The organism is Amycolatopsis sp. NPDC051061, assembly GCF_040682935.1.
GTDB lineage: Bacteria > Actinomycetota > Actinomycetes > Mycobacteriales > Pseudonocardiaceae > Amycolatopsis.
The window spans coordinates 20,620-31,681 of record NZ_JBFBBZ010000045.1; the positions used below are offsets into that span (position 1 = coordinate 20,620).

An 11,062-nucleotide genomic window follows, 5' to 3' on the forward strand; every position below is an offset into this window, starting at 1 on the left:
TAGCGGCCAGCCGAAGTGGGCCTAGCGCTGCACGGGCTCACTCAGGATCTCGTCACACAGGTCGAGGACGTAGGTCTCGCGCCTCACCATCATGCCCGCGAACGCGGCTGGCGCCTACGTCGAGTTGCCGGCTTCACGTCCAGCGACGGTCGGTGACCGGCCCGCGAGGCGTTCCCGGACGCCGCTCTTCTCCACGTCCCGGACAGTTCAGTCGCTGTCCGCGGCGACGAGGGCTCAGTCCCGGACCGTGGCCGGCCAAGTGCGCCGTCAGTCGTCAGAACCGGTCGACGTCCACAATGGCCTTGGCGAACGGCTCAGGAGCTTCCTGAGGAACGTTGTGCCCGATCCCCGCGAAGATCCGGTGCTCGTACTTCCCGGTGAACTTGGCCCGATAGGCCTTGCCGTCCGCGGCGGTGCCGTCGAAGTCGCTGCCGATCGTGATCGTCGGGACCCCGATCGTGGGCGCGGCCGCCAGCTTCTGCTCGTAGACGTCATACTGCGGCTCGCCCGGAGCGAGGCTCTGCCGCCACCGGTAGTTGTGGACGACGATCGCGACGTGGTCCGGGTTGGTGAAGGACTCCGCGGTGCGTTCGTAGGTGGCGTCGTCGAAGTCCCACTTCGGTGAGACGTTCTTCCAGATCAGCTTGTTGAAGTCGTGGCGGTACCGGTCGTAGCCCAGGGCGCCGCGCTCGGTGGCGAAGTAGTACTGGTACCACCAGCCGTACTCGGCGGCCGGGGGCAGCGGCCGCCGGTTGGCCTCGAGGTCGTTGATGCCGTACCCGCTGACGGCCACCATCGCCTTGACCCGTTCCGGCCACAGCGCGGCGATGACGTCGACGGTCCGCACGCCCCAGTCGAACCCGCCGAGCACCGCCTGATCGATCTTCAGAGCGTCCATCAGCGCGATGACGTCCAGCGCCACCGCGGCCTGCTGTCCATTGCGGACGGTGTCCTTCGCCAGGAAGGTCGTCGGGCCGTGCCCCCTCAAGTAGGGGGCGATGACGCGGTAACCGGCCGCCGCCAGCAACGGGCCGACGTCGACGTAGCTGTGGGGGTCGTACGGCCACCCGTGGACGAGGATCACCGGCTTGCCGTCCGCCGGTCCCCACTCGGCGTAGCCGACGTTCAGCACACCTGCCTCGACCTGCTTGACCGGGCCGAGCGACGTGTTCTTCCCCGAGCCGGCCCGGAGATCGTCGGCCGGCGGAGCCGACCGGGTCGAACAGGCGGCCAGTGACGCGGCCGTCGCGGTGGCGGCGAAGGCCCGGGCGAACTGCCTCCGGTTGAGCATCGAATCTCCTTCTACGTGGTGAGGGTTCCGTGGACGGTGACGGTCTCGCCGTCACACTCGAATCGGCCGTCGGCGAGGAGCCTCCCCAGCCAGTCGAGGACGAGCTTGTTGTCGCGGAGCACGTCGCAGCGCACCCGAGCCGGGCCGGGCGCCGTCAATGCCGTGGACAGGTCGCTCACCAGCCTCCGGCCGACACCCCGGCGCCGGTACGCCTCGGCGACGACGACGCCGATGTCGGCCGCCCGGTCGTCGGCGAGGACGGCCATCACGTGGCCGACCACGGTTTCCCCGTCGAGCGCGAGCAGCACCAGTTGCGCGGAGGTCATGGCCTCGACCATGCCCGGGGTGATCTGCCTGATGCCGGAGAAGAACCGGTGGTACCGGCTCGTCAGGGACAAGCCGGTCAGGAAACTGCCCACCGCATCATGGTCTCCCGACCGCGGCGGCCGGACGACGATCCCACGCGCCTCCACTGTGGACACCGTCAGCCGGCCGGCACGGGCAGCCCTAGTGCCTTCGCGGACTCCACGCGCATCTCGACCTTGCGGATCTTTCCGGTGACGGTGACCGGGAACTCCGTCACTGTGCGGACGTACCGCGGGATCTTGTAGTGCGCGAGTTTGCCCGTCGCGAAGGCGCGGATCGCGTCCGCGTCCAGCGGAGCAGCTCCGTCGCGGACCTTGACGCACGCGCAGAGCTCTTCGCCGTACCGCTCATCAGGCACGCCGACGACCTGGACGTCTTCGATGTCGGGGTGGCGGTGGAGGAACTCTTCGATCTCGCGCGGGTGGATGTTCTCGCCGCCGCGGATGACCATGTCCTTGATGCGGCCGACGATCAGCGCGTAGCCGTCTTCGCGCATGACCGCGAGGTCGCCCGTGTGCATCCAGCCGTCGTCGTCGATGGCCTCGGCGGTGCGCTCGGGGTCGTTCCAGTATCCGAGCATCACCGAGTAGCCGCGGGTGCAGAACTCCCCCGGCGTTCCGCGGTCGACCGTCTCCCCCGTCTCCGGGTCGGCGATCTTGATCTCGACGTGCGGGTGGACGCGGCCGATCGTGGCGGTCCGGCGGTCGAGGTCGTCGCCGGCGAGGGTCTGGCACGACACCGGCGACGTCTCGGTCATGCCGTACGCGATGGAGACCTCCGCCAGGTGCATCTCGGTGACGCACCGCTTCATCACCTCGACGGGGCACGGCGCCCCGGCCATGATCCCGGTCCGCAGGCGGCGCAACTCGTACTCCGCGAACCCGGGCAGGGCCTGCATGGCGATGAACATCGTCGGCACGCCGTAGAGGGCGGTGCACCGCTCGTCTTGGACCGCGCGCAGCGTGGCGGCGGGGTCGAACGCGGGACCCGGGATGATCATGGCGGCACCGTGGGTGGTGCAGCCGAGGTTGGCCATCACCATGCCGAAGCAGTGGTAGAAGGGCACGGGGATGGCGAGCCGGTCTTCGGGGGTGAAGCCGATCGTCTCGGTGACGAAGAAGCCGTTGTTCAGGACGTTGCGGTGGCTCAGCGTGGCGCCCTTGGGGAACCCCGTGGTGCCGGACGTGTATTGGATGTTGATCGGGTCGTCCGGCGACAGGGCCGCCATCCGGCCCGCCAGGTCCTCCTCGCCCGTTGCGCGGTCGAGCAGCTGCTGCCAGTCGCCGGTGTCGAGGTAGACGACGGTGCCGGGACGGACCTCCTCGATCATCGCGCGGTAGTCGCTCGTCTTGAACCCGCTCGCCGAGATCAGCAGCGAGACGCCCGACTGGTCGAGGGCGTAGGACAGCTCGTGCGTGCGGTAGGCCGGGTTGACGTTGACCAGGATCGCGCCGATCTTCGCCGTGGCGAACTGCGTGATCGTCCACTCCGCGCAGTTCGGCGCCCAGATCCCCACGCGGTCACCCTCCTCGATGCCGACGGCCATCAGCGCGCGGGCGAGCGCGTCGATGTCGGTGTTGAGTTCGGTGTAGGTCCACCGCCGGCCGGTTGCGCACTCGACGAGGGCTTCGCGTTCGCCGTGGACGGCGACCGTGCGTTCGAAGTTCGCGCCGATGGTCTCGTCCAGCAGCGCCGGGCTGTCGGGTCCCCGGGCGTACGACTCCATCGCCCCGGTGCTCACTTGAGTTCCGCCGAGGACTTCCCGAGCAGCCGACGCGCCACGATGAGCTGCTGGATCTGTTGCGTGCCTTCGAAGATGTCCATGATCTTCGCGTCCCGAGCCCACTTCTCGAGCAGCGAGCTTTCCGAGTACCCGAGGCTGCCGACGAGCTCGACGCAGCGCAGGGTGATGTCGGTGGCGCAGCGGCCGGCCTTGGCCTTGGCCATCGACGCGTGCAGGGAGTTCGGCCGGGCGTTGTCGGCCATCCACGCGGCTTCCAGGGTCAGCAGGTAGGAAGCCTCGTAGTCGGCTTCCAGCTCGATGAAGGCCGCGACGGCCGCGGGCTGACGCGGGCCCGCGCGGTCGTAGTCGATGGTCAGTCCCGCCTCGGCGAGCAGCCGGCGGGTCTCGTCCAGCGCCGCCCGGGCCACGCCGACGGCCATGGCCGCGACCAGCGGGCGGGTGTTGTCGAAGGTCTGCATGACGCCGGCGAACCCGAGCCGGACGTCGATGTCCGGGTCGCCGAGCAGGTTCTCCCGGGGCACCCGGACGTTCTCCAGGCGAAAGTGCGCGGTGTCGGAAGCCCGGATGCCGAGCTTGTGCTCCAGGCGCACCAGCTCGAACCCCGGCGTGCCCTTCTCGACGACGAACGACTTGATCGCGGCCCGGCCCTTCGATTTGTCCAGCGTCGCCCACACCACGACCACGTCGGCGCGCTCGCCGGAGGTGACGAAGATCTTCTCGCCGTCGAGGACGTACTCGTCGCCGTCGAGGACGGCCGTGGTGCGGATCGCGGCCGAGTCCGAGCCGCAGTCCGGCTCGGTGATCGCCATCGCCGCCCACTTGCCGGCGAAGCGCTTCGCCTGCTCCTCGTTCGCGACCGAGGCGATCGCGGCGTTGCCGAGGCCCAGGCGCGGCAGCGACAGCAGCAGCGCCGCGTCCCCCCAGCACATCTCCATGATGCCGAGCACGCTGGTGAGGTTGCTGCCGTTGCGGTTCTCCGCCTTGCTCGCGGGTTTCGGGCCGCCGCCCGGGCCGATCGCGCTCAGGTGGCCGGCGAGCGTGCCGAGCACGTCGAGTTCCGGCGGCCGGGTGTGTTCGGCGCGGTCGTTGCGGCGGGAGCCGGGCCGGAGGATCTCGGCTGCGGCGCGATGGGCCTGGCTGACCACAGTGGCCAGCTTGTCCGACACCTCGAGGGTGATCATGTGCTGCTCCTTGGGTACCGAGGGTTCAGACGAGCACGCCGCCGGTGGCGACGCCGACCGCGCGCAGGTCGCGGTACCAGCGTTCGACCGGGTGCTCCCGGACGTAGCCGTGGCCACCGAGCAGCTGCACGCCGTCGCTGCCGATGCCCATGCCCTTGTCCGCGCACAACCGGTGGGCCAGTGCGGCCTCCCGGGCGAACGGCAGGCCCGCGTCGGCGCGGGCGGCCGCGCGGTAGGTGGCCAGCCGCATAGCCTCCAGCTCGATGGCGATGTCGGCGACGGTGAACGCGACGCCTTGGCGGTGGCTGATCGGCTCGCCGAAGGCGACGCGGTCGTTGACGTAGGGGATGACGTAGTCGAGCACGGCTTGGGCGGTGCCGACGGCCAGCCCGCACCAGGCCAGCCGGGACAGCCGCACGCATTCCGCGTAGGCGTCACCGAGGAGGGCCGTCTCGGGCACGCGGACATCGGCCAGATCCACCCGGCCCAGGCCGGCGGCTCGGACACCCATCGCGGGATCGGCCGTCACAGTCAGGCCACTCGCGTCCGCCTCGACCACGAACAGGGCGGGCCCACGGCCTTCGAGGTACGCCGCGATCACGAACAGCTCGGCCTGCGCCGCCCGGGCGACCATCGACTTGGTGCCGTCGAGGACGAACCCGCCTCGCGCGCGCCGGGCCACCGTGTGGGGCTCGAACGGGTCGGCCAGGGCGTGCGGCTCCGCGATCGCGAGGGCCGCGGCCGGCACTTCGGCGCCGACGAACCGCGGAAGGTAGGCGGCCTGGGCGTCACCGCTGCCCCACAGCGCGAGCGCGGTGCTGACGGCGGCGGAGGCGAGGCAGGCGACGGCTAGGCCCATGTCGCCGGTGGCGAGGGCTTCGGTGACCAGCACCGAGGTGACCGTCGAACGGGCAGTGGCGACGCCGCCGAGCTCCTCGGGCACGCCGAGCAAGGTCAGGCCGAGTTCGGCGGACTTGGCGACCAGGTCGTCCGGTGCGCCGCCACGAGCGTCGGCTTCGGCCGCGCGATCGCGCAGCTGCTCGGCCGCGAACTCGGCGGCGGTGTCCCGGATGAGCCGCTGGTCCTCGGTCGGGGTGAGGTCGAACAGGCCGGGCGCGGGCGTGCCGACAGCCATGGGGTTCTCCTGAGCTGCGAAAGGTCGACGCCCGGCAGTCAGCCAAGCGTCGACGAGAGGTGACGAGTCCTATTTGGAGCGGGTACGGCGTGCGGGGCCGAGACCGGTGATGAGCGCGGTCAAACCGAGCCGCCAGCGGCGGTCGACCGACTGCTTCGACGAGCCGAGCCGTCGGGCGCTTTCGGCGGTGGCCATGCCCTCGACGTAGGCGAAGAACACGTGGGCGAGGTCGGTCGCGTCCCCGGCGAGCACGCCCGCCTCGACGGCGTTCCGGACGCGCTGGACGAAGATCTTGCGCACCTTGATGCCGGCCTTGTCCTCGTCCCCGGTGGGGTCGAAGTCGACGAACGGGCGGGAGAACATGATCTGGGCCAGCACCGGACGGGTGACGACGAACCGGCGGAAGGCCTCGGCGAGGGCGAGGAGGGCTTCGAGCGGCCCGGCGTCCGCCGGCAGCGCCGCCAGGTCGTCGCCCAGCAGCCGGAACCCCTCGAAGAAGACCTCGCGGATGAGGCCCGCCTTGTCGCCGAAGACCTCGTAGATCGCCGGGACGGACGCGTCCGCGCGGCGGGCGACGGTCCTCGTGGTCAGCCCGGCCACCCCTTCTTCGGCGAGCAGCGCCAGCGCACTGGCCACACCGCGCTCGCGGAGAGCGTCGGTGCGTTGCTTCACCCGAGGCACAGCGTGATGCTAACACCTGACTCCCGATCTGAACAGACGTTACGGAACGTCGATACGGAACAGCGTTACGACTTCCGCCACTCTGCACCGGCCGACGTGGGGCCGCTACCCTGGAACGGGGGTAATCGTTGGGCACCAACGGGAACAGCTCGATACGGTGGGTGGACAGCGGCACCCACCGCGGCTAGCATCGCCGGTGTTAACGACCGCTAACAGGTCGCGACGAGCGGGCACGCACCCGCTCACGATCACCGCGCCGGACGGCTCGCCGCCGGATCCGCGGTCCCGCTCCGGCCTCGCCCACGCCGGACGCACCCACTCCCGGACTCGAAGGAGTCACCATGATCGACAACCGGCTCGGCGACGAACACGAAGCCCTGCGCAAGACCGTCGAAGCGTTCGCCCGCAACGAAGTCGCGCCGGTGATCGGCGACCTCTACGAACGAGCGGCGTTCCCCTACGACATCGTCGCGAAGATGGGTGACATGGGCCTGTTCGGCCTGCCCTTCGACGAGGCGTACGGCGGCATGGGCGGCGACTACTTCGCGATGTGCGTCGCCGTCGAGGAATTGGCCCGAGTCGACTCGTCGGTGGCGGTCACGCTCGAAGCCGGCGTCTCCCTGGGCGCGATGCCCATCTACCGCTTCGGCACCGAGGAGCAGAAGCAGGAGTGGCTCCCCCGGCTGTGCACCGGCCGGACGCTCGGCGCGTTCGGCCTCACCGAGCCCGGCGCCGGCTCCGACGCGAGCGCGGCGCGCACGACCGCGGTCCGCGACGGCGACGACTGGGTCATCACCGGCTCCAAGGCCTACATCACCAACTCCGGCACCGACATCACCGGGCTGATCACCGTCGCCGCCGTGACCGCCACGGACGACGACGACGGCAAGGCGATCTCCACCATCATCGTGCCGGCCGGCTCTCCGGGCCTGCACGTCGCCAAGGCGTACTCGAAGGTCGGCTGGTGCGCCTCTGATACCCGCGAACTGGGCTTCGACGCCGTACGGGTGCCGGCCGGGAACCTGCTCGGCGAGCTCGGCCGCGGCTACGCGCAGTTCCTCTCCATCCTCAACGAAGGCCGGGTGGCGGTCTCGGCGCTCGCCACCGGCCTCGCGCAGGGCTGCGTCGACGAATGCCTGCGCTACGCGAAGGAACGCGAGACCTTCGGGCAGCCCATCGGCAAGCACCAGGCCATCGCGTTCAAGATCGCCGAGATGGCGGCCCGTGCCCACACCGCCCGGCTCGCCTACTACGCGGCGGCGGCGAAGATGCTGCGCGGCGAGCCCTTCAAACGCGAGTCGGCCATCGCCAAGCTCATCTCCTCCAACGCGGCCATGGACAACGCGCGCGACGCCACGCAGATCTTCGGCGGCATGGGCTTCATCAACGAAGCACCGGTCGCCCGCTTCTACCGCGACGCCAAGATCCTCGAGGTCGGCGAGGGCACCAGCGAGGTGCAGAAGATGCTCATCGCCCGCGAACTCGGGCTCTAGAACGGAGGCACGATGGAAGGCACTCGGACCTACAGCTGGGTCGATCCGCGGGACCTGGCCAAGCTCAGCAGCGAAATGGACGGGCTCGCGTTCAGCCGGCACCTGCTCGACGCCGGCGAGGCGGGGATCATGCCGATCGCCGCGACCCTGGGGTTCCGGCTCGCCGAGATCGACCGCGGACACGCGGTGCTGACCGGTGAGCTCGGCGAGCACCTCTACAACCCGATCGGCATGGTGCACGGCGGAGTCGCCGCGACGCTGCTCGAAAGCGCGGCCGGGTACGCCGTCCAGACGACCGTGCCCGTCGGCAACGGCTACACCACGCTGGATCTGTCGGTGCACTACCTGCGCCCGCTCAGCGCGGACCTCGGGCCGATCCGCGCTATCGGCACGGTGCTCAACCGCGGCCGGCGGACCGCGCTCGCGCACGCCGAGGTCCGCGACGGGAACGACCGGCTCCTCGCCCACGCGACCAGCTCGTGCATGATCTTCGCCACCGACGAGTGAACTGACATGAACCGGCAAGAAGAGCCGGCGCTCCAGCGGATCATCGACGAGCTGCTGCCCGAGCGGCTCGAGCGGCTGCGGAAGGTGACCGGCCTGCCGATCGTCCTCGGCGGCGCGACCCGCCGGGACGCCACCGGCGTGCGGCTGGTCCTCGACCGGCTGGTGGGCAACTCCGGGGAGTCGTTGCGCGGGCTGGTCGTCCACGCCGGAAAGGGCCTCGGCGGCTGCGTCCTGCGCAGCCGCACCCCGTTCCGGGTGAACGACTACGCGTCCACCATGGCCATCACCCATGACTACGACCAGGCGGTGCACCAGGAGGGACTGACGTCCGTCTTCGCCGTGCCGATCCTGGTCCGCGGCGAGGTCGGCGGCGTGCTCTACGGCGCGGTGCGGGAGGGCAGCCCGATCGGTGACCGGACGGTTCGCGGCGCCGTCGTGGTCGCCGGGCAGCTCCAGTCCGATGTGGAGCTGCGCCTCCGGCGCAACCCCGCCGACCGTTCACGCGAAGCACTCGCCGAGCTGGCCGCGCTCATCCGGGACACCGCCGATCCTGTGCTCCGCGCGCGGCTGGAACGGATCCGGACGGACCTCTCCCGCGAACCGGTGCGTCCCGAGGCGGAGTTCTCGCTCTCACCCAGGGAGATCGACGTTCTGCAACTGGTCGAGGTCGGCGCCGCGAACCTCGAGATCGCCGCCCGGCTCGGGCTCAGCCTGGAAACCGTGAAGGCGTACCTGCGGTCGGCCATGCGCAAGCTGGAGGTGCACAACCGGACGGCCGCGGCGCACCGCGCACGGCTGGGTGGACTGCTTTGACGGTCAGCCCGGGTCGCCGATCGCCGCGGCCGGCGGGCCGTGCTCCGGCCGGCCCTGCTGATCTCGGTGTTCGCCTCGCTCGCCCTGATGCTCGGCCCGCTCCGGTGGCCGTCGCTGTACCTGGGCCGGTTCCTGACCGGGGCGGCGTCTGGCACCGCGGTCACCTGCGCGCGCCCGTCGTCGGCTTGCTCGTGACGGCGCTCGGCCTCATCGGCACCGCGCTGGTCGCGGCGCGCCCGTCCGCGGCCCTGGTCATGGTGACGGCCGTCGTCCTGGACAAAGTGCTCGCCGCTCTCGCTTACGGGGGTCTCCTACCCGTTCTGGCTGCTGGTCGCCGCCCTCGCGACCGTGGCCACGATTCCGCTCACGGTGCTCGGTGCCCGCCGCCCCGGGTGAGTCAGCCGGCTTCGGCGTACGCGGTGGCCAGCCGGTGGACGCCTTCGCCGATCTCTTCCGCGCCCGCGGTGTCGGCGAAGGCCAGGCGCAGGTACGGCGCCGGCGCCTCCGCGGCGAAGTACGCGCGCCCGGCCGACACCGCGACCCCCGCTCGCCACGCGGCGGAGACGACCGCGGTCTCGTCGGTGCCGGCGGGCAGCCGGAGCCAGAGGTAGTGGCCGCCCGTCGGGAGCCGGGCGGGTGCCAGCTCCGGGATGTCCCGGCGCAGCGCGGCCACCATGGCGTCGCGGCGTTCCCGGAGCCCGGCGGCGAGCGCACGCAGGTGGCGGGGCCACGCCGGCGCGCCCACGAGGTCCAGGGTCGCCTCCTGCAGCGGGCGCGGCACGAAGAAGCTGTCGACGACCTGGATCGCCCGCAACCGTTCGCGCACCGGGCCGCGAGCGACGAGCGCGGCGATCCGCAGGTTCGGCGACGTCACCTTCGTCAGCGAACCGACGTGGACGACCGCGCCGTACGGGTCGTCGGCGATCAGCGGCGGCGGCACCGGCCCATCGTGGCCGAGGTGGCGCGCCCAGTCGTCCTCGAGCAGGAACGCGCCCGCGGCGTGCACGACCTCGATGACCTCGCGGCGCCGGTCCGGAGCCAGGACGGCGCCGGTCGGGTTCTGGAACAGCGGCTGGGCGTAGAAGACCTTCGCGCCGGTCGCGGCGAAGACCTCGCGGAGCAGGTCGAGGCGGACGCCGTCGGCGTCCACCGGTACCGGCACGGGCCTCAAGCCGGCCGCGCGGGCCGCAGCCAGCGCGCCCGGGTACGTCGGGGATTCGACCAGCACGGCGGACCCCGGCGGGGCGAGCGCGCGCAACGCCGTGGTCAGCGCGGCCTGTCCCCCGCCGCTGATCAGCACTTCGGCCGCGGTGAGACCGCCGCCCAGCTCCCGGGCGAACCACGTCCGCAGCGCGGTCAGCCCCTCCAGCGGCGGCCGTTCCCACGCACCCGGCCGGCGAGCTGCCGCGGCCAAGGCGGTGGCCAGCGGCCGTTCCGGCTGCAGCGACCGGTGCACGAACCCGCCGTTGAACGAGATGACACCAGGCGGCGGCACGGCGAGGTTGGTGCTCAGCCCCGAGGCGTCGACGACGCCGCGCTGATCGTCCGCGGTGAGGGCGACCTGCTGCCACGACGTGTCGATGGTCCTCCGCTCGTGGGCGGCGGGCTCCGCGCGATACGCCCCGGCGCCCGGGCGCGTCACCACGAGTCCTTCCGCGGTGAGCATCGCCAGTGCCCGCGACACGGTGACGGGACTGACTCCGAAGCGTTCGACCAATGCGCGGTTCGACGGCAGCTTCTCACCTCGCGAGTAGTGGTGAAGCTCATCTCGCAGGGCATTGGCGAGATTCCGCGCACTGCTATCGTTGGACATGAAGATGCATGATAGCGCTACTGTCGACCCGAGAGTAA

At 71.1% G+C, this 11,062-nt stretch carries 11 protein-coding genes; 4 read left to right on the forward strand and 7 right to left on the reverse strand.

All coding sequences use genetic code 11. The features are described 5' to 3' along the window. Positions 1–274: 274 nt before the first annotated feature. The 6 genes from AB0N03_RS40685 to AB0N03_RS40710 all read right to left on the reverse strand — a co-directional run bounded on the left by AB0N03_RS40685 (position 275) and on the right by AB0N03_RS40710 (position 6,398). A complete protein-coding gene (locus tag AB0N03_RS40685) occupies positions 275–1,291 on the reverse strand; it encodes an alpha/beta hydrolase (RefSeq protein WP_364384085.1) in 1,017 nt (338 codons plus the stop codon). Positions 1,292–1,302: 11 nt separating this feature from the next. Then, positions 1,303–1,710, reverse strand: coding sequence for a GNAT family N-acetyltransferase (locus AB0N03_RS40690; protein ID WP_364384088.1), 408 nt, complete (start codon positions 1,708–1,710; stop codon positions 1,303–1,305). A 65-nt stretch (positions 1,711–1,775) separates the two neighbouring features. Next, positions 1,776–3,383: an AMP-binding protein gene (locus tag AB0N03_RS40695; RefSeq protein ID WP_364384221.1), complete on the reverse strand. Its 1,608-nt coding sequence runs from the start codon at positions 3,381–3,383 to the stop codon at positions 1,776–1,778. Positions 3,384–3,394: 11 nt separating this feature from the next. Continuing rightward, the gene (locus AB0N03_RS40700; RefSeq protein ID WP_364384091.1) at positions 3,395–4,582 is read right to left on the reverse strand and encodes an acyl-CoA dehydrogenase family protein; all 1,188 of its coding nucleotides are present in this window, start codon (positions 4,580–4,582) and stop codon (positions 3,395–3,397) included. 25 nt (positions 4,583–4,607) lie between these two features. Next, positions 4,608–5,717 (reverse strand): acyl-CoA dehydrogenase family protein, encoded by a 1,110-nt coding sequence (locus AB0N03_RS40705; protein WP_364384094.1) that lies wholly within the window; start codon positions 5,715–5,717, stop codon positions 4,608–4,610. 69 nt (positions 5,718–5,786) lie between these two features. Beyond that, positions 5,787–6,398 carry a TetR/AcrR family transcriptional regulator gene (locus AB0N03_RS40710; protein ID WP_364384097.1) on the reverse strand — a complete coding sequence of 204 codons (612 nt, stop codon included), beginning with the start codon at positions 6,396–6,398 and terminating at the stop codon, positions 5,787–5,789. A gap of 341 nt (positions 6,399–6,739) precedes the next feature. Here AB0N03_RS40710 and AB0N03_RS40715 point away from each other — a divergent pair, with 341 nt between their 5' ends. Genes AB0N03_RS40715 through AB0N03_RS40730 form a run of 4 tightly spaced genes read left to right on the forward strand, consistent with a single transcriptional unit; the run spans position 6,740 to position 9,406 of the window. Continuing rightward, positions 6,740–7,891 (forward strand): acyl-CoA dehydrogenase family protein, encoded by a 1,152-nt coding sequence (locus AB0N03_RS40715; RefSeq protein ID WP_364384100.1) that lies wholly within the window; start codon positions 6,740–6,742, stop codon positions 7,889–7,891. 12 nt (positions 7,892–7,903) lie between these two features. Then, entirely contained in the window at positions 7,904–8,398 is a 495-nt protein-coding gene (locus AB0N03_RS40720; protein ID WP_364384103.1) for a PaaI family thioesterase, read from the forward strand. A gap of 6 nt (positions 8,399–8,404) precedes the next feature. After that, positions 8,405–9,211, forward strand: coding sequence for a LuxR C-terminal-related transcriptional regulator (locus AB0N03_RS40725; protein WP_364384106.1), 807 nt, complete (start codon positions 8,405–8,407; stop codon positions 9,209–9,211). A 39-nt stretch (positions 9,212–9,250) separates the two neighbouring features. Further along, on the forward strand, positions 9,251–9,406 hold the full coding sequence (locus tag AB0N03_RS40730) for a hypothetical protein (RefSeq protein WP_364384108.1): 156 nt from the start codon (positions 9,251–9,253) through the stop codon (positions 9,404–9,406). Between the two features lie 202 nt (positions 9,407–9,608). Here the strand turns inward: AB0N03_RS40730 and AB0N03_RS40735 are convergent, their stop codons facing one another. Next, positions 9,609–11,024 carry a PLP-dependent aminotransferase family protein gene (locus AB0N03_RS40735; protein ID WP_364384111.1) on the reverse strand — a complete coding sequence of 472 codons (1,416 nt, stop codon included), beginning with the start codon at positions 11,022–11,024 and terminating at the stop codon, positions 9,609–9,611. Positions 11,025–11,062 lie beyond the last annotated feature (38 nt).

Coding starts and splice junctions, on each gene's coding strand:
- AB0N03_RS40685 (WP_364384085.1), bottom strand. CDS start 1,291: ATGCTCAACCGGAGGCAGTTCGCCCGGGCCTTCGCCGCCACCGCGACG.
- AB0N03_RS40695 (WP_364384221.1), bottom strand. CDS start 3,383: ATGGAGTCGTACGCCCGGGGACCCGACAGCCCGGCGCTGCTGGACGAG.
- AB0N03_RS40700 (WP_364384091.1), bottom strand. CDS start 4,582: ATGATCACCCTCGAGGTGTCGGACAAGCTGGCCACTGTGGTCAGCCAG.
- AB0N03_RS40705 (WP_364384094.1), bottom strand. CDS start 5,717: ATGGCTGTCGGCACGCCCGCGCCCGGCCTGTTCGACCTCACCCCGACC.
- AB0N03_RS40715 (WP_364384100.1), top strand. CDS start 6,740: ATGATCGACAACCGGCTCGGCGACGAACACGAAGCCCTGCGCAAGACC.
- AB0N03_RS40720 (WP_364384103.1), top strand. CDS start 7,904: ATGGAAGGCACTCGGACCTACAGCTGGGTCGATCCGCGGGACCTGGCC.
- AB0N03_RS40725 (WP_364384106.1), top strand. CDS start 8,405: ATGAACCGGCAAGAAGAGCCGGCGCTCCAGCGGATCATCGACGAGCTG.
- AB0N03_RS40735 (WP_364384111.1), bottom strand. CDS start 11,024: ATGTCCAACGATAGCAGTGCGCGGAATCTCGCCAATGCCCTGCGAGAT.